At 67.1% G+C, this 17,642-nt stretch carries 13 protein-coding genes; 5 read left to right on the top strand and 8 right to left on the bottom strand.

Translation table 11 applies throughout. The features are described 5' to 3' along the window. Positions 1–63: 63 nt before the first annotated feature. The 3 genes from O0879_RS01685 to O0879_RS01675 form a co-directional block, all read right to left on the bottom strand. Positions 64–1,065 (bottom strand): FecR domain-containing protein, encoded by a 1,002-nt coding sequence (locus O0879_RS01685; RefSeq protein WP_289914353.1) that lies wholly within the window; start codon positions 1,063–1,065, stop codon positions 64–66. Beyond that, positions 1,058–1,579: a sigma-70 family RNA polymerase sigma factor gene (locus O0879_RS01680; protein ID WP_099667559.1), complete on the bottom strand. Its 522-nt coding sequence runs from the start codon at positions 1,577–1,579 to the stop codon at positions 1,058–1,060. Before O0879_RS01680 ends, O0879_RS01685 begins: the two co-directional genes overlap by 8 nt. Before the next feature lie 215 nt (positions 1,580–1,794). Further along, positions 1,795–2,022 (bottom strand): hypothetical protein, encoded by a 228-nt coding sequence (locus O0879_RS01675; RefSeq protein WP_289914351.1) that lies wholly within the window; start codon positions 2,020–2,022, stop codon positions 1,795–1,797. 173 nt (positions 2,023–2,195) lie between these two features. On the opposite strand from O0879_RS01675, the gene O0879_RS01670 reads away from it, so the two are divergent. Together O0879_RS01670 and O0879_RS01665 are read left to right on the top strand one after the other, a co-directional pair. Beyond that, positions 2,196–3,389 (top strand): hypothetical protein, encoded by a 1,194-nt coding sequence (locus O0879_RS01670; protein WP_289914350.1) that lies wholly within the window; start codon positions 2,196–2,198, stop codon positions 3,387–3,389. Continuing rightward, a complete protein-coding gene (locus O0879_RS01665; RefSeq protein ID WP_289914349.1) occupies positions 3,382–4,311 on the top strand; it encodes an AAC(3) family N-acetyltransferase in 930 nt (309 codons plus the stop codon). Before O0879_RS01670 ends, O0879_RS01665 begins: the two co-directional genes overlap by 8 nt. A 50-nt stretch (positions 4,312–4,361) precedes the next feature. Here the strand turns inward: O0879_RS01665 and O0879_RS01660 are convergent, their stop codons facing one another. Next, positions 4,362–6,629, bottom strand: a complete 2,268-nt coding sequence (locus O0879_RS01660; protein WP_289914348.1) for an oligopeptide transporter, OPT family — start codon at positions 6,627–6,629, stop codon at positions 4,362–4,364. Positions 6,630–6,840: 211 nt separating this feature from the next. Here O0879_RS01660 and O0879_RS01655 point away from each other — a divergent pair, with 211 nt between their 5' ends. Continuing rightward, a complete protein-coding gene (locus O0879_RS01655) occupies positions 6,841–9,165 on the top strand; it encodes a PBP1A family penicillin-binding protein (RefSeq protein ID WP_289914347.1) in 2,325 nt (774 codons plus the stop codon). A 44-nt stretch (positions 9,166–9,209) separates the two neighbouring features. Here O0879_RS01655 and O0879_RS01650 read toward each other — a convergent pair whose 3' ends face one another. Further along, entirely contained in the window at positions 9,210–9,866 is a 657-nt protein-coding gene (locus O0879_RS01650) for a helix-turn-helix domain-containing protein (RefSeq protein WP_052140174.1), read from the bottom strand. A 375-nt stretch (positions 9,867–10,241) separates the two neighbouring features. Between O0879_RS01650 and O0879_RS01645 the strand changes: the two genes are divergently transcribed. Beyond that, complete coding sequence (locus O0879_RS01645; RefSeq protein ID WP_289914346.1) at positions 10,242–11,156, top strand: triacylglycerol lipase; 915 nt, start codon at positions 10,242–10,244, stop codon at positions 11,154–11,156. Between the two features lie 10 nt (positions 11,157–11,166). Next, complete coding sequence (locus tag O0879_RS01640) at positions 11,167–12,078, top strand: lipase secretion chaperone (protein WP_289914345.1); 912 nt, start codon at positions 11,167–11,169, stop codon at positions 12,076–12,078. A gap of 3 nt (positions 12,079–12,081) precedes the next feature. Here O0879_RS01640 and O0879_RS01635 read toward each other — a convergent pair whose 3' ends face one another. The 3 genes from O0879_RS01635 to O0879_RS01625 all read right to left on the bottom strand — a co-directional run bounded on the left by O0879_RS01635 (position 12,082) and on the right by O0879_RS01625 (position 17,426). Then, positions 12,082–14,811 carry a winged helix-turn-helix domain-containing protein gene (locus O0879_RS01635; RefSeq protein ID WP_289914344.1) on the bottom strand — a complete coding sequence of 910 codons (2,730 nt, stop codon included), beginning with the start codon at positions 14,809–14,811 and terminating at the stop codon, positions 12,082–12,084. Between the two features lie 99 nt (positions 14,812–14,910). Continuing rightward, complete coding sequence (locus tag O0879_RS01630) at positions 14,911–15,828, bottom strand: EAL domain-containing protein (RefSeq protein ID WP_289914343.1); 918 nt, start codon at positions 15,826–15,828, stop codon at positions 14,911–14,913. Next, positions 15,828–17,426, bottom strand: coding sequence for a methyl-accepting chemotaxis protein (locus O0879_RS01625; RefSeq protein ID WP_289914342.1), 1,599 nt, complete (start codon positions 17,424–17,426; stop codon positions 15,828–15,830). The genes O0879_RS01630 and O0879_RS01625 overlap by 1 nt, the downstream gene beginning before the upstream one ends. Between the last annotated feature and the right edge of the window lie 216 nt (positions 17,427–17,642).

Here is a 17,642-nt window from a genome sequence, read left to right as displayed (position 1 = left end):
AATACCTGCGCCCTCACTTCCCTTGACAAGGCAGCGTGCAAAAACAGTCCATGTATTTTCAGTTTATTTTTTCGCCGTGCGCGGCCGCAAGGTGACCCAGTAGCGCGTCAGGTAGTGCAGCTCGACGGGCAAGGCTTCCACCAGCGCCAATAGCACCCTGTCGGTATCGGCCAGCGGATAGGCGCCCGACACCAGCAGGTGCGCGAGCGCAGGATCGCATCCCAGGTGGCCGCGCCGGTGGCGCGACAACTCCAGCAGGAAATCGTCCAGGCGCATGTGCGCGGCGACCAGCATGCCGTCGGCCCAGGCACCGGCGCCGGCATCGAGCGCATGCGCCGCGCCCACGCCGTCGCGCGTAAAACTGCCCTCCTCGCCCGCCCGCAGCACGCATGGCTGGCCGTCGGCCGCCGCAGGCCGCAACTCGACGGCCCCCTCCAGCACGCCCACCTGCACGAAGCCCGCGTGCTGGCGCACGATGAATCGCGTGCCCAGCGCGCGCGCCGTACCGTCGGCGGTGTACACGCGAAAGGGCCGCTGCTGTGCATCGGGCGCCGTCTGCAGCAGCACCTCGCCGCGCAGCAGCTGCACCGCGCGCTCGCTGGCGTCATAGCGCAGCTGGATGGCGCTATCGGTATTGAGCACCAGCGTGCCGCCGTCCGGCAGGCGCAGGGTGCGCCGCTCGCCCGTGGCCGTGCTGGCATCGGCGTTCCACGACTGCCACGCCGGTGTCTGGCGCAGCATGGCGGCGCTGCCGCCCGCCACCACCAGCGCCGTGAGCAGGCGCACCGCGCGGCGCCGCTGCGCGCCTGCGGGCGCGGCCAGGGCGGCGCTGGCCAGCGGCGGCGGAATGCCGGCCAGCTGGCCGCTGACCGCTTCGATGCGCTGCCAGGCCCGCTCATGTTCGGCTTCCTCGGCGCGCCAGCGCTGCCACGCCTGCAGCTGCGCGGCTGTGGCGTCGCCGCCCTGCAGCGCCAGCCACCACTGCACGGCCCGCCGCGCCACGGCGGGCGCCACGCTTCCGGCGACAGCCGTTCCGTCCAGGGCGAGGCTTGCCTCTTCATCCATCGTGCTGCTCCGGGAAAAAGCAGCGCAGGGCCGCCCTGGCCAGATGGCGCTTGACGGTGGACAGGGAAATGCCCAATTCGGCGGCGACCTCCTGCTGCCCCAGGCCGTCGAGCTGCACCAGCAAAAAGGCTTGCCGGGCCTGCGCCGGCAGCCCGGCCAGGCGCCGGTCCAGCTCCACCAGCCGTTCGAGGAACATCAGGCGCACTTCGGGCGGCGGTGCCACCGGCTCCGGCATCAGGGCAAGGGCGTCGAGGTAGGCTTGCTCGATGGCGCGCCGGCGCACATGGTTGATCAGCAGGTTGCGGGCGATCGTCGTCAGGTAGGCCCGCGGCTCCTGCACGCCCTGCATGCCCTGCGGCGCGAGCACGCGCAGGAAGGTGGCCTGCGCCAGGTCGGCCGCGTCGAAGGCGTTGCCCACCTTGCGCTGCAGCCAGCCGCGCAGCCAGCCATGGTGCTGGCGATACAGAATGGCGATGTCATCGAAATCATGCAGGGAGACGTGGTCGGCGGACATGGAGCGGCGGGTCTGGCGGGCAGCACAAACTTAATGAGAATTATTCTCAATTATAGGCAGAAGTGGGCATCTCGACAAGATCCGTGCCGACGATACCCTGCCCTGGCACTGGCTTCCGACGTAACAGCCGGTTCCGGTCTTGCGGTCCGCAGCGCCGATATCTTCCGCTTGCCGGGCCGCCAAAGTTCGACGGGAGGAAGCCCTCAACCTGCGCGCTACGCCGCAATCGAATGCGACACGCTCAGCCACTCGCCCGGCTGCAAATTCGCCGCCGCCTCGCGCGTGGCCAGCACGCTGTCCGCGTCCAGGTCGGAGCGTTTCAGCTTGTAGGAATAGGCGAAATCATCGGCATCGAATGCCTGCCCCGCCTTCACGTAATACTTGAAGCCGACGAACGCGTCGGGATTGGTGACGACTGTGTATTCAAGCGTGACGCTGTTCATGGCGGGCCTCGTCGATAACGGTGAAGTAGCCATTATGCGTCAATTCCGGCGGCAGCGATGCGACGGCCAATCCTTGCGGCAAGTCAATAACCCTGCCGCCTGCCGGCGCTACAGTAGCCTGTGCCAACCAGCACGCCATCGCTGCCATTACGACCATTACTGCCATTACTGCCATGCGCACCTTGCTCACGAAGATCAGGAACACGCTGTCGCCGCAGGCGAGCCTGCCGGCGGCGGCGCGCATGGAGCGGCTGTCGGACCGGCGCGGCCTGCCCGCCTTCGACCCCGGCCCGCAAGCCGTCGTCAATGCCTGCACGGCCTGGCTATGCGCGGCGCAGGATCATTCCAGCTCAAACGACGGCGGCGTCGCGCGCGACTACAGCCTGATCACAGGGTGGTCGAGTTCCTATCCGGAGACCACCGGCTACATCATCCCCACCCTCATCGCCCTGGCGCAGCGCACGGGCGACGAGGGTGGGGATGAGGCGCTGCACGGGCGCGCGCGGCGCATGCTCGACTGGTGCCTGGCCATCCAGTTCGCGCAAGGCGGATTCCAGGGCGGGAAGATCGATTCGACGCCGCGCGTGCCCGTCACCTTCAATACGGGCCAGATCCTGCTCGGCCTGGCCGCCGGCGTGGCGGCGTACGGCGCGGCCTACGCAGACGCCATGCATCGCGCGGCAAGCTGGCTGCGCGACAGCCAGGATGCGGACGGCTGCTGGCGCCGCCATCCGACGCCGTTCGCCAGCGCCGGCGACAAGGCCTACGAAACGCATGTCGCATGGGGACTGTTCGAAGCGGACCGCGTCGCGCCGGGCCACGGCTATGGCGCGGCCGGCTTGCGCCAGGTCGACTGGGCGTTGACCAAACAGCGCTCCAATGGCTGGTTCGCGTCGAACTGCCTGGACAACCCGCTCCTGCCCCTGACCCATACCATCGGCTACGCCTTGCGCGGCCTGCTCGAAGCGCACCGCTTTTCGGCGCGCGCCGACCTGCTGGACGCCGCCGCGTGCACGGGAACGAGCGTCGCCAGGGCCGTGGCGGCCGACGGCTACCTGGCCGGCCGCCTCGGTCCGGACTTCCAGCCGGGAGCGAACTACGCCTGCCTCACGGGTTCCGCGCAAAACGCGCATTGTCTGTTCCTGCTGTATCGGCTCACGGGTGAGCGGCCCTACCTCGACGCGGGGCGCCGCCTGAACCGCTACGTGCGGCGCGCGGTCAGCATCGACGGCCCCGCGCACGCGCGCGGCGGCGTCAAGGGCTCGTTTCCCGTCGATGGCGACTACGGCACCTGGGCTTACCTGAACTGGGCCGCCAAGTTCTGCATCGATGCCAACCTGCTGGAATTGGAGTTAGGCCATGCTTGACGGGGCCAGACGCGCCGCCAGGGCCGCGCTGCAAGCGTGGCGCCGCGCCGCCGGCGCCCGCCGCGCGCGCCAGAATGCCCCCCACGTGACGCGCGCCGGGTTGGCCGCCGATCTTGCGCGGCTGGGCATCGCCCCGGGAGATACGCTGTTCGTGCATTCCTCGCTGAAAAGCCTGGGCTACGTGGAAGGCGGCGCGCCAGCCGTGATAGCCGCCCTGCAGGACGCCGTCGGCCCGCAAGGCGCCCTGCTGCTGCCCGCCTACTATCTGCCGGGCGGCACCGTGCACGCCGCCTGCGCCATGCCGGACTATGTATTCGACCCGCGCCGCCACGGCACGCACATGGGACGTCTGCCGGAAGCCTTCCTTGCCAGCCCCGGTGTCCGGCGCAGCATCCACCCGACGCACTCCGTCTGCGCGTTGGGCCGCCATGCCGCCGACCTCACCGAAGCGCACCACCGCGCGCCCTCGATCTTCGGCATGGGTTCTCCCTGGCAGCGCTTCATCGGCTGCGACCATGCGAAGGTGCTGGGCCTGGGCATTTCCATGGGACCGGTGACGTTCTATCACGCGCTGGAAGACGCCATGGGCGAGGCCTTTCCCGTGCCCGTGTGGGAGGAAGAGACAAGGCTGCTCGCTTGCCTGGACCACGCCGGGAGGCGCTGGGACGTGCCCGTGCGCCCTTTCGATCCGGCAGTCGCACGGCGCCGCATCGACCATCCCGGCCGGGAGGATCTGCGCGCGTACTTTCAGCGGGAATTCGATGCCGCCGGCCTGCGCGTCAACGGGCAAGTGGGCGACGCGGCGTCGTGGTGCATTCCGGCGCAGGCGTTTTATGACCACCTGCGCCACATGGCGTCAGAGCACGTAACGATCTACGCGAGCGCGGCGCAACTGGCGGCGCGGCCCATCGGCCGCACATAAAAAAACCGCCCGGTGCGACCCGGGCGGTTTTCCTTGGAGTGGCTATGACATCAAGCCTGCGAACTGTCCGCTTTCTTCTCGCGCGCCACGATATACAGCAGCACGATGATGAGCGCATACGGCAGCAGCGACAACGCATCCGAATGCAGGCCCGCGTAGAACGGGTTGCCGTGCTCGGCCCAGTCGGCCATCATCTGGTCGAAGTGCGTCAGCACGCCGGCCGTAATGGCGATGATGATGCCGGCCAGCGCGCCGCCGGCGATGTAGCCGGACGCCAGCAACACGCCCGAGCTGCGGTCGCCCGCCAGCTGGCGCTCTTCTTCATTGAGCTTGGCGTTGTGTTCCAGCTTGTTGTTGCGGCGGTCCGCCAGCCAGCGCACCAGGCCGCCGACGAAGATCGGCAAGGTGGACGACAGCGGCAGATACACGCCCACCGAAAACGCCAGCGACGGGATGCCGGCCATTTCCAGCACCACGGCGATCATCACGCCGAACAGCACCAGGGTCCACGGCAGCTGCTGGTCGAGGATGCCCTTGATGATGTAGGACATCAGCACGGCCTTCGGTGCATCATATTTCTTCACTTCCGAACCGTCGGGACGCTTGCTGTAATGGCCATTGATGCCCGGATCGACCAGGTAAGCCAGCTGGCCATCTTCCTTCACAAAATACTTGCCGGCCGGGCCGCCCACGGTATCCGTCTTTTGCCAGACTTTATACGTGTTGTGGTCCGTCTCGGCTTGCGGGCCATGCAGCTCGCCCGTCACCGTCAGCTTCGACGCATCGACCGTCAGGCCGGGCGCCACTTGCGCGGCCGGCACATAGACGGTGCTCGCCTCGTTCAGTTTCAGCAGAATCGGACCGAGGATCAGGGCGGACGACAAGGCGCCCGCAAGGATCGCATACTGCTGCAGGCGCGGCGTGGCGCCCACCAGGTAGCCGGTTTTCAAGTCTTGCGACGTGGTGCCCGCATTGCTGGCGGCGATGCACACGATGGCGCCCACCGACAGGGCCGTCACATAGTAACGTCCGCCCGTCCAGCCCATGATGAGGAAGATCAGGCAAGTGAACAGCAAGGTGGCCACGGCCATGCCGGAAATCGGGTTCGACGACGAGCCGATTTCGCCCGTCAGGCGCGACGACACGGTGGCGAACAGGAAGCCGAAGACGAGGATCAGCAGCGCGCCGAGGAAATTCATGTGCAGCGGCGTGGCAAAGGTGATCACGGCGATGATGGACAGGCAGCCGATGACGACCCATTTCAGGGGGATGTCCTGGTCCGTGCGCAGGGTGGAATCGCTCTTGACGCCCTTGCCGATGCCTTTCAGGCCGGCCGACAGGCTGCGCCAGATCATGGGCATGGCGCGCACCAGGGAAATCAGGCCGCCGGCGGCCACGGCGCCCGCGCCGATGTACAGCACGTAGGCGCTGCGCACGTCGTCCGCGCCCATTTCGCTGATCAACTTGGTGCCCGGCGAAAGCACGGTGGTCAGGCCGTCGCCGAAGAACTTGATCATCGGGATCAAGAGCAGGTACGACAGCACGCCGCCGGCCGCCATGGTGGCGGCGATGCGCGGGCCGATGATGTAGCCCACGCCCAGCAATTCAGGAGAGATTTCGGCGCCGATGGAGCCGCCCTTGAGCGGCGCGGCAAATTCCACGCCCGGCGTATCCTTCCAGCCCTTGAACGAGATATTGAACACTTTATACAGCAAGCCGACGGCAAAACCGCCGAAGATGATCTTCGCGCGGCGCTTGGCGTCCAGCGCGGCAGCCGAATCCTTCTCGATGCTTTCGCCCGCGGCGATGCGCGATTCTTCCGTGGCGGCCGCCTTCAGCACTTCGGCGCACGCCGTGCCTTCGGGGAATTTGAGTTCCTTGTGCTGGTCGACGATCATGGTGCGGCGCATGGGGATCATCATCAGTATGCCCAGCAGGCCGCCGAGGACGCCGACCAGCATGACCCTGGAGATTTCCAGGTCGAAGCCGAGGATCAGGATGGCGGGCATGGTCACGCCCAGGCCGAAGGCCAGCGATTCGCCAGCCGAACCGGCCGTTTGCGTGATGCTGTTTTCCAGGATCGACGAATCCTTGCCGCCCACCTTCTTGGCCAGGCCGAACAGGGTGATGGCGATCACGGCGACGGGAATCGAGGCGCTGACGGTCAGGCCCACTTTCAGCACCAGGTAGAGCGAGGAAGCGCCGAAGACCATCCCCAGGATGACGCCCATGAACAGGGCGCGGAAGGTCATCTCGGGCAGCTTCGCATCGGCCGGGATGTAGGGCCTCACGACGCTCGGTGTTGCATCTTTTGCCATGGATATTTCCTTAATTTTTAAAAATAAACAGCCCGGATTGACGCCCGGGCTATTTTCTTGAAGCCGAGACTATCGCACAGCCGCGTTTCGATGAAAAGGTTTTTTGCTCCCGGTCCCCGAGGCCCGCCCGCCGCCCTGCCCGCGCGGGAAGCACCGGCGCATTGGTCTATAATCGCTGCCACCGTGCCTTGCACGCTCACGTGAGACTGCCTTGACTGCCAAACGAACCGGATTCCCCTGGCCTTCCCGCCGCGCCACCGTGCGCGGTTTCATCATCGCCGGCTGCGCCGCGCTGGCCGCCGCCCTGCTGCTGGCCGCCTACCTGTTCCTGTATGTGCGCCCGCGCCTGCCCGAACTGGACGTCATTACGGACTACCAGCCGAAGATCCCGCTGCGCGTCTACACGGCCGACAATGTGCTGATCGGCGAATTCGGCGAAGAGCACCGCGACTTCGTGCCGATTGCGCAAGTGCCGGAAATGATGAAGAAGGCCCTGCTGGCCATCGAGGATGGCCGCTTCTACGAACACCACGGCATCGACTTCGTGCGCGCCGGCGGCGCCGTGCTGTCGAACCTGCGCCACGGCTTCGGCCACGGGGGCGGCTCCACCATCACGATGCAGGTGGCGCGCAACTTCTTCCTGACGCGCGAAAAAGTCGCTTCGCGCAAGCTCAATGAAATCATGCTGGCCCTGAAGATCGAGTCGGCCCTGTCGAAAGACCAGATTCTCGAGCTGTACATGAACCAGATGTACCTGGGCCAGCGCTCGTTCGGCTTCGGCAGCGCGGCGCAGACGTATTTCGGCAAGCCGCTGAATGAACTGTCGATCGCGGAAATGGCCATGCTGGCGGGCCTGCCGCAAAACCCCTCGCGCCACAACCCGATCAGCAATCCGAAAAAGGCGCACGCGCGCCAGCAACTGGTGTTGAAGCGCATGCGCGACCTCGATTACATCAGCGAAGGCCAGTACCGGCAGGCGCTGGCGCAGCCGCTGCATATCAACAGCCGCGGCAAGCAGGGTTTCGACACGCACGCCGAATACGTGGCCGAACTGGCGCGCCAGGCCGTGTATGCGCAGTACAAGGAAGACAGCTACACCCGGGGCATCAGCGTCTACACGACGATCTTGAAGGCGGACCAGGATGCGGCCTACGCCTCGACGCGCCGCAACGTCATCGCCTACGACCAGCGCCACGGCTACCGCGGCCCGGAAACCTTCATCGACATGCCGGTCGACCCCGAGCAGCGCGACGACGCCATCGATGCTGCACTGCAAAAACGCCCGGACAGCGATGGCCTGATCGCCGCCGTCGTCACGGAGGTCTCTAGCGGCAAGGTGGTGGCCGACATCGGCGACGGCGACGCCAAGGCCATCACGGGCGAAGGCTTGCGCTTTGCCGCCCCCGCCTTGTCCGCCAAGGCAGGCGCCGGCATCAAGCTGCGCCCGGGCGCCGTGATCCGCATCACCCAGGACGCCAAGGGCAACTGGGCCATCACGCAAGTGCCGCTGGTGGCCGCCGCCTTCGTCTCGCTGGACGCGGAAACGGGCGCCTACCACTCCATGGTGGGCGGCTTCGACTACAACCTGCAAAAGTTCAACCACGTGACGCAAGCCTGGCGCCAGCCCGGTTCGGCCATGAAGCCCTTCGTGTATTCGGCGGCGCTGGAAAAAGGCTTTTCGCCGGCCACCCTGATCAACGACGTGCCACTGGAAATGCAGGCGGGCGGCAAGGTATGGGCGCCGCAGAATGACGACTTCAAGTTCGACGGCCCCATCACCATGCGCTATGCGCTGGCGCAATCGAAGAACGTGGCCTCGGTGCGCATCCTGCGCGCGCTGGGCGTGTCGTACACGCACGACTTCATGGAAAAATTCGGCTTCGACCCGGCCCGCCAGCCCAGCAACCTGACGATGGCGCTGGGCACGGGTTCCGTCACGCCCGTGCAGATGGCGGGCGCCTACGCCCTGTTCGCCAATGGCGGCCACCAGGTGGAACCGTATTTGATCGACCGCATCGTCGACGCCAAGGGCGCGGTGCTGATGCAGACCAAGCCGCCCGCGCCGAACGACGAGAAGACCCTGGCGCTGGACCCGCGCAACGCCTTCGTGATGGACAGCATGCTGCGCGAAGTCACGCGCACCGGCACGGGCGCGGCGGCGACGAAAAAACTGGGCCGCAGCGACATCGCCGGCAAGACGGGCACCACCAGCGACGCCGTCGACGGCTGGTTCGCCGGCTATGGCGGCGGCATCGTGGCGGTGGCGTGGATGGGCTATGACGAGCCCAAGTCCCTGGGCGGACGCGAATTCGGTTCCTCGCTGGCCATGCCGATCTGGATCGACTACATGCGCACGGCCCTGTCGACGCGCCCGCAGGTCACGCGCGCCGTGCCGGCGGGCCTGAGCCAGGTCGACGGCGAGTGGCTGTACGACGAATTCATCGACATGAACGGGATCAGGACGCTGGATATGGAGGCGGAGACGCCGACGGATCCGGCGGCAGTGCCGGAGACGGTGCCGGTAGAGACGAACTAGTGAAAAAGCCAGGAGCGATCCTGGCTTTTTTTTCGGCGGCCTTCTTACGGCGCCTTGACCATGCTCAGGTAGCCGCGCACCGTACTGACGACGCTATCGGCGAAATCGTCGACATTGACCTTCGCGGCGCGGTACTTCCAGCGTTTCACGTACCAGTCCTGAAACAGGGCCAGGCAGTGCGCGGCCAGCAAGGTGGGATCGCCCTGCGGCTTCGGTTCGATTTCCCCGATGGTGGCGGCGATCAGGGTCTGCACGTACAGTTCCGAATTCTTCGCCATGCTGCGCTGCTCCACCTGCAGCACGCGCGAATCCATGAAGACAAAATAAAACCATGGCTGCAGCACTTCGGACAGGTAGATCGACGAACGTATCATCGCTTCCAGGCGGTCCAGCGGCGACTTCACGTCGGCAAACAGCAAGGGCAAGGCTTGCGTGGCGTGGCGCACCACGTCCTCGATCATTTCGGCCAGTTGATCCTTGCTGGTGATGTAGCCATACAGGCCGCCCATCGACAAGCCGGTCTCGCGGCATAAATCGCGCAAGCTCATGGCGCGGAAACCCACGTCATTGGCCAGGCGGAAGGTGGCGACGAAGATGCGTTCAAGATTTTCCAGCGCCGGCTTGCGGCGCTTGACGCCGATGCGCTCCGCGTGGCGGTCAAGAATATATTCCCAGATGTTTTCGCCATTTAAAGGCGTCATCTGCTGAAACTGTTCAAAATTAAAATGGGTCGACAAGTGCATTCCCAAGTAACGGTGTAGGAGCGATATCCATGCCATGCCGGGACGCGGCATTGCAAGATGGCGGGACGGCTGATGCCGGGCCGATTATAGCTCAGGAAAACAACTATTTGACTTTTCAACTATGCAATGGGCACATAAGCAACGCCAAATTCCCACAGTTATTGCGCTGCATCATGTAATTCAAATGCAATTTAAATCCAGCGGTGCTACATTCAAAAAACCGAGCGCTCGCTATTTTTAATGCATCGAGAATGTACAGGAGTGCACGGTTCATCGCTACAGCATCGACATTTCCACTCATTTCCACTATTAATAATACATAACGGAGACAAAATGAAGACACGCTTCTGGCAACTGCTTTCCACCCTGCTGTTTTCCCTCGCCATCCTGCCCGGCAGCGCCAGCGCCGCCGGCTACACGCAAACCAAGTACCCGATCGTGCTCGTACACGGCCTGTTCGGCTTCGACAAGCTCGGTCCCGTCGAATATTTTTATGGCGTTCCCGCCGCCCTGCGCAGCGGCGGTGCGCAAGTGTATGTGACCACCGTGTCGGCCGCCAACAGCACGGAAGTGCGCGGCGAGCAGCTGCTGTCGCAGGTACGGCAAATCCTCGCCGCCACGGGGGCAAGCAAAGTCAATTTGATCGGCCATAGCCATGGCGGCCCCACGGCCCGCTATGTCGCTTCCGTGCGCCCCGACCTGGTGGCGTCCGTCACCAGCGTGGCCGGCGTCAACAAGGGCTCAAAGGTGGCCGATATCCTCAGCGGCGCCATTCCCAACACCAGCGGCGCGCTGGGCAACGCGCTCGCCTCCCTGATCGGCATTTTGTCGGGCAACAAGGGCTTGCCGCAAAACGCGGGCGCGTCGCTCACCTCCCTGTCCACGGCCGGCTCGCTGGCCTTCAACAGCCGCCACCCGCAAGGCATCCCGACCAGCGCCTGCGGCGAAGGCGCCTACCAGGTGCAAGGCGTGTACTACTTCTCGTGGAGCGGCGCGCAACCGTACACGAACGTGCTCGACGTGGGCGACCCTGCCCTGGCGGCCATCAGCCTGGCCTTCGGCGGCGTCAAGAACGATGGCCTGGTGAGCAGCTGCTCCAGCCACCTGGGCAAGGTGATCCGCGACGATTACGCCATGAACCACCTCGATGAAGTCAACCAGTTCGTCGGCATCGTCAACCTGTTCGAGACGAACCCCGTCACCGTCTTCCGCCAGCAAGCCAACCGCCTGCAAGGCCTGGGACTGTAAGGAGAAGCGCATGCACGCGAAATGGATCATCGGCGGCAGCCTGGCAGCCCTGGCCCTGTACCTGGTGCTGCGCCCGGGCGAGCCGCCCGCCCCGCCGCCGGAAAAAGCGGAACCGGACCTGTTCGCGTTCGTGCGCTCGATGCAAGGCACGCGGCCCGACGGCGACGTGACGGTGGCCGCCGGCGACAAGCTGGTGGTCGACGCGGAACTGGGCCACCTGTTCGACTACTACCTGGCGGGCCTCGGCGAAAAGCCGCTGGCCGCCATCCGCAGCCAGATCGAGGCGGAGCTGGACAAGCGCCTGGCGCCCGTGCCCGCCCGCGAAGCGAAGCGCCTGCTGGGCGCCTATCTGGCCTACAAGCAGGCGCTGGCCGGCGCGGAACAGGCCTTGCCGGCGCAAGCCGATCCCGCCGTGGCGGCGCGCGCGCGCCTGCAAGCCATGCGCGCCCTGCGCGGCAATTATTTTACGCCAGGGGAAAGCGCGGGCCTGTTCGGCGCCAGCGACGCGTATGACGACGACGCCGTGGCGCGCATGGATATCCTCGGCAACACGACGCTCGATGAAGCCCAGCGCCAGGCGCAGCTGACGGCGCTGGACCAGAAGATGTCGCCGGCCCAGCGCGCCGCGCGCGATGCGCCGCTGCAGGTGGCCAGGCTGGATGAATCGGTCAAGGCCTTGCGGGCACAGGGCGGCGGCGAGAATGAAGTCTACCGCCTGCGCGCCAGCACCTTCACGCCGGCGGCGGCGGCCCGTCTGGCGGAACTGGACCGCGAGGAATCGCAGTGGCAGCAGCGCATCATCGCCTACCAGGCGCAAAAAAACAGCCTGCCCGGCGACGCGCAGGATGCGGCGGCCCTGCAGCAGCTGCGCGACGCCAGTTTCACGCCGGAGGAACAGCGCCGGCTGGGCGCCTACGAATAGCGCTCAGGCCAACTGCGCCAGCAAAGCTGCCGCCGCCATCACGTCCGTCGTGTCGCGCCCCTGGCTATAGAGCGCATGCACAGGCGCCAGCACGGCATGCGCCGCGCCGCCGCGGCCTTGCGCCCGCAGCACGGCCGCCAGGCTGGTGGCGCAGCGCAGTTCCCAGCCCGGCGCCTGCTGGCCCCTGGCCAGCTGCAGCGCTTCTTCCAGCTGCGCCCGCACCGCTTCCAGGCCGGCCGCATCGTCGTGCGCCAGCGCCCGCCAGCGGTGGTGCGCGTCGCGGCGCAGCACTTCCGGCGCGCTCCACGGCGCCAGGCCCGTGCGCGCGCGCCGCAGCGCCTGGCTATCGGCGGCCGCGTCGTGCAGGGTGGCCATCAAATCGACCTGTATCGGCCAGCTGCGCACCGAAGGCCAGGGGAATGGCGTCATCGCCTCGCCCCCGTCGAGCAGGCGCTGGTAGGCGGCGCCCCAAGCTCTCCAGTACAGCAAGCCATAGCGGGCCGCGTGCTCGCACAACAGGCAAGTCCACGCCTGCGCCAGTTCCCGCCGCCCGCACCACAGGGCGACGGGAATGGCATGGATGGCCAGCGCCACGCACAGCGTGACGCCATTGTGCTCGAAGCCCACCGTCACCGCCTCGCGCGCCAGCGCCAGGGCGTCGTCGGGGCGGCCCTGCATCCACAGGCAGCGCGCCAGCGTGCCGCGCAGGCACACCTGGTGATCGGCCAGCAAGACATTGTTGAAACCCAGCTGCGCCGCGCCCCCGGGATGCGCGAGCACCATGCGCGCCAGCGCCGCCGACTGCGCGTAGCGTCCCTGCACATACTCGCCCACGGAACGCATGCGCGCCAGCACCAGGTGCATCGCCGTGTCGTCGCGCGTTGCGCACAGGACGGCCAGCTGCGTGACGTAACTGTCGGCGCGCTGGAAATCGGCCAGCTTCAGGCAGCAGATCCACATGCCGCAAATCGCCTCGGCCCGGCGGCTGCCATCGTCCGTGCGCATGGCCAGCGCATAGCCGCGCTGGAAGGAACGCAGCATGGTGCCGGTGATGCCCTGCGTATGCAGCAGCAGGTGCGCCTGCGAGGCATGCAGCTGCATTTCGCTGTCGGGGTCGTCCACCGCGTGCGTGGCCATGCGCTCGAGCGCCCGCTCGACGCGCACGCGGTATTCATCCATCAGCGACAGCTGATAGAACAGGGTTTGCCCGGCCAGGGTCAGCGCCACGCCCAGCGCCACGTCGCCCTCCTCGCCGAAGGCCCAGTCGATCGCGGCCCGCAAGTCGTCGACATGGCGGCCGTAGCGCGCGCTCCAGTGGGCCGGCGGCATGCTGCCCCAGTCGGCGGAGATGCGTGCGGCCAGTCCCAGGCAATGGCGCGCATGGCGCAGCAGCACGGCGCCCGCGCCACCACCCGCCGACAGCTGCGCGCCAGCATAGGCGCGCGTGGTGTCGAGCAGCCGGTAATACACGTGCTGGCGGCAAAACTCGATGCTGACGAGGGACTTGGCCGCCAGGTCGGCCAGCGTGTCGAACACGTCGCATCCCGCCACGGCGCTGGCCGACTCCAGGCGGAAGCGGCTCCTGAACACGCTCAGCGCCTGCAGCGCCTGGCGCTCGCGCGCGTCGAGCAAGCCGTAGCTCCAGTCCAGCGTGGCGCGCAGGGTCTGGTGGCGCAAGGGCATGTTGCGCGCGCCGCGCGTGAGCAGGCGAAAGCGGTCGTCGAGCTGGCGGCGCAATTCGTGCAGGCCGAAATGGCCGATGCGCCCGGCCGCCAGTTCCAGCGCCAGCGGGATGCCGTCGAGGCGCCGGCAGATGTCCACCACCACGGGCACGTCGGCGTCGGCCAGCACGAAGGCATCGTCGACGGCCGCGCAGCGTTCGCAAAACAGCTGCACCGCGGAGAAATGCCGGGCCGCCGCCGCATCGGGCACGGCATCGGCAGGCGGCAATTCCAGCGCGGGCAGGCGCTGCAGCTGTTCGCTGGTGAGGCGCAGCGGCTCGCGGCTGGTGGCCAGCACGTGCAGCAGCGGCGCGCCCTTGAGCAAGGCGTCGGCCAGCGTGGCGGCCGCGCCGATCACGTGTTCGCAGTTATCCAGCACGAGCAGCATGTGGCGCGGGCGCAGGTAGGCCAGCAGGACCGGCATGGCGTCGCCGGCCGGCACCGCCACCCCCAGCGCCGTGGCCAGCGCCAGCGGCACCAGGCGGCCCTCGTCCAGCGGCGACAGGTCGACGAAACACACGCCGTCGGCATAGCGGCGCAGCACGCGCGTGGCCAGGCCGACGGCCAGGGTGGTCTTGCCGATGCCGCCCGGGCCGGCAATGCATAGCAGGCGCAATTGCAGCAGCTGGTTGGCCATCGTTTGCAGCACCTCGGCGCGGCCCAGCATGCGCGTCAGCATGACGGGCAGGTTATGCCGCGGCTCGGCGCCCGCCGCACCGGACGCCGGCCGGCCCGTGTGCGCCAGCGGCGCCAGGAAGCCGTAGCCGCGCCCGGGAATGGTGGTGATGTAGCGCTGGCCGTCGCGGCCGTCGCCGAGCGCCTTGCGCAACGCCGCCAGGTGCACGCGCAAGGTCGCGTCGTCGACCACGGCATTGGGCCAGACGATGGCCACCAGTTCATGCTTGTCGACGATGTCGCCGGCGCGCTCCAGCAGTGCCAGCAGCAAGTCCATGGCCCTGCTGCCCAGGCGCAGCGCGCGGTCGCCCTCGAACAGCAGGCGTTCTAGCGGCAAAAGGCGAAACGGGCCAAAGACATAGGCCGGGACGGGACTGTTTATCATTCTTGCGTGGGGGTGTAGGTGTTAAAGCACGCGGCTTGCAGTGGCCATATTCTACTGAGCATCCGCGCCATGCCGCATGGCGCCATGTTGCGGCACCGTTACAAGGCCGGCGGACAGCAGCGCGGCCACCTCGGCCGCGGGCGCCGGGCGGTGCAGATAGAAGCCCTGTACCTGCGGGCAGCCCAGCCGCCGCAACTGCGCCAGCTGTGCACCGTTTTCCACGCCCTCGGCCAGCGCCAGCAAGCCCAGGCCGCGCGCCAGCGCAAGGGTCGAGGCGACGATCACGGCGTCGCTACCGCAGTTGTCCACGTCGCGGATGAAGGAGCGGTCGATCTTGATGGTGTGAATCGGCAGCATCCGGACATGGCTCAAGCCTGAATAACCGGTGCCGTAATCGTCGAGCGAAAGGGCCAGCCCCAACGCGCGCAGGCGGCGCAAGCCCTGCGCCGCCTGCGCCATGTCGTCGATGCGGCAGCTTTCCGTCACTTCCAGCTCCAGCAGCCGGGCAGGAATGGCGTGGCGCCGCAGGCAATCCAGCACGAAGTCGGGCAACTGCGGCTGGCACAGCTGGCGCGCCGAGACATTCACCGCGACCGGCACCAGAGGCAGGCCCGCCGCGCGCCACTGCGCCAGCTGGCGGCAAGCCGCATCGATGCCCCAGTTGCCCAGCGCGGCGATGGCCTGCGTCTGCTCGGCCAGGCCGATGAATTCGTTCGGGTAGACCAGTCCGTGGCGCGGATGGTCCCAGCGCAGCAACGCTTCCAGGCCGACCAGGCGCAGCTGCGCCGTGTCGAACTTGCCCTGGTAGTGAAAGCGGAATTCGCCATCGACGATGGCGCCGTCCAGGCGCGCCTGCAACTCCCGGCTGCGCGCCGACGCCCTCGGCTTGCCGCCCTGCCCCTCCCGCGCCCGGCGCCGCGCCCGCCACAGCACGACGCAGCCGCGCCAGAACCTTGCCAGGCGCGCCACTAGGCCAGCAGGCGCGGCACGGCCGGCGCGCTGCGGCGCGGCAAGGTGTGCGCCGGCCCCTGCTGCAGGCGGAACACGCTGACCACCTGCAGCAGCTTCGCCGCCTCGCCTTCCAGCGATTGCGACGCGGCCGCCGCCTCTTCCACCAGGGCGGCGTTCTGCTGCGTCACTTCATCCATCTGCACGACGGCCTGGCTGACCTGGCCGATGCCCGTGCTTTGCTCGGCGCTGGCGGCCGTGATGTCGGCCACCATCTGGCTCACGCGTCCCACGGCCGCCACCACGTCCCGCATCGTGGCGCCGGCCTGCGCGACGAGGGCCGTGCCCGCGTCCACCTGCTGCGTGGAATTGGCGATCAGGGCGCGGATATCGCGCGCCGCCGCCGCGCTGCGTTGCGCCAGATTGCGCACTTCCGTCGCCACGACGGCAAAGCCGCGCCCCTGCTCGCCCGCGCGCGCCGCTTCCACGGCCGCGTTCAGGGCCAGGATATTCGTCTGGAATGCCAGCATGTCGATCACGCCGATGATGTCGGCGATCTGCGCCGACGACGCGCTGATGGCATCCATCGTATGGATCACCTGTCCCACGGCTTGCCCGCCGGCGCCGGCGATATTCGCCGCCTCGACGGCCAGCACGCTGGCATGGCGGGCATTGTCCGCGTTCTGCTGCACGGTAGAGCTGAGTTCCTCCATGGCCGACGCGGTCTGTTCGAGCGAGCTGGCCTGCTCCTCCGTGCGCGACGACAAGTCGATATTGCCGGCCGCGATCTGCGACGACGCCGTGGCGATGGTATCGGTGCCGCTGCGCACCCGCTGCACGATGTCGAGCAGGTTGCCGTTCATGATGCACAGCGCGTCGAGCAGCTTGCCCGTTTCATCGCCCGCGTGGCGGCCGAAGGTCGACGTCAGGTCGCCGGCGGCCACGGTCTGCGCCACCGTCAAGGCATGGCGCAGCGGGTTGACGATGCTGCGCGTGACCAGCCAGGCGGTGACGAGCGAAAACAGCACGGCCAGCGCGCTCAGCGCCAGCATCATGTTGCGCGCCGTCGCGTATTCGTGGCTGACCTGGGCGCCCGCCTCCTCCATCAGGTCATGCTGGAGCGCGATCAGGCTTTCCAGCGCCGCCATGTAGCGCAGCTGGTCGCCGCGCACCGTGCCGAGCAGCAAACTGTTCGCTTCCTCGCGCGCGCCCTGTTCCAGCAGGGCCAGCACCTTGTCGCGCCCGCCGTTGAAGGTGGCGCGCGCCTGCGTCACGGCCGCCATCTGCTGGCGCCCCTGCGGCGACAGCACCACCTTGTCCAGCTGCGCCAGGCCCTTTTCCGTTTCGCCGCCCGCCCTGGCGATGGTGGCCCGTTCCTGCGCCAGCTGCTGCGGCTCCGTCATCAGCAGCAGGTTGCGCGAGGAGCGCGCGATGATGTTGACATTCTTGATGATGTCGTTGGCCAGCACGGTTTTCGGATATTTGTCGTCGATCACGTCGCGCATGCGCAGTTCCAGGCTGGACAGGCGCAGCATGCCCAGCACGGCGGTCGCCAGCAGCAGCAAGGTCAACAACGCAAAGGAGCAGCGCAGGCGCGTGCCGATTTTCATATTTGCCATCTTCATTCGCATCCTTCAGTGTGGTGCATCGGTCATTGCGCCGGGCTCGCATGCAAGGCTGACGGCAATGGCTGCCGCCTGCCACGAATGGCTGGACGCAGCAGGCGGAGGGGTCAGCCGGGATGTGGCCGAGGCGGGAACAAGGGTGGTACGGCAGGCAGTGTGAGTTATCTCACAAGCAATGTCGCGTTAAGTTTTGAAAAGATTTGCTTAGAT

Origin of the sequence: Janthinobacterium sp. SUN120, from assembly GCF_030397735.1 — a bacterium.
GTDB lineage: Bacteria > Pseudomonadota > Gammaproteobacteria > Burkholderiales > Burkholderiaceae_D > Janthinobacterium > Janthinobacterium kumbetense.
This window is presented reverse-complemented; position numbering and strand designations above follow the sequence as displayed.

Excerpts from the sequence above, each read along its gene's own strand:
- O0879_RS01640 (WP_289914345.1), top strand. The coding sequence starts at position 11,167 with ATGCACGCGAAATGGATCATCGGCGGCAGCCTGGCAGCCCTGGCCCTG.
- O0879_RS01680 (WP_099667559.1), bottom strand. The coding sequence starts at position 1,579 with ATGTCCGCCGACCACGTCTCCCTGCATGATTTCGATGACATCGCCATT.
- O0879_RS01685 (WP_289914353.1), bottom strand. The coding sequence starts at position 1,065 with ATGGATGAAGAGGCAAGCCTCGCCCTGGACGGAACGGCTGTCGCCGGA.
- O0879_RS01675 (WP_289914351.1), bottom strand. The coding sequence starts at position 2,022 with ATGAACAGCGTCACGCTTGAATACACAGTCGTCACCAATCCCGACGCG.
- O0879_RS01665 (WP_289914349.1), top strand. The coding sequence starts at position 3,382 with ATGCTTGACGGGGCCAGACGCGCCGCCAGGGCCGCGCTGCAAGCGTGG.
- O0879_RS01645 (WP_289914346.1), top strand. The coding sequence starts at position 10,242 with ATGAAGACACGCTTCTGGCAACTGCTTTCCACCCTGCTGTTTTCCCTC.
- O0879_RS01670 (WP_289914350.1), top strand. The coding sequence starts at position 2,196 with ATGCGCACCTTGCTCACGAAGATCAGGAACACGCTGTCGCCGCAGGCG.
- O0879_RS01625 (WP_289914342.1), bottom strand. The coding sequence starts at position 17,426 with ATGGCAAATATGAAAATCGGCACGCGCCTGCGCTGCTCCTTTGCGTTG.
- O0879_RS01660 (WP_289914348.1), bottom strand. The coding sequence starts at position 6,629 with ATGGCAAAAGATGCAACACCGAGCGTCGTGAGGCCCTACATCCCGGCC.
- O0879_RS01650 (WP_052140174.1), bottom strand. The coding sequence starts at position 9,866 with ATGACGCCTTTAAATGGCGAAAACATCTGGGAATATATTCTTGACCGC.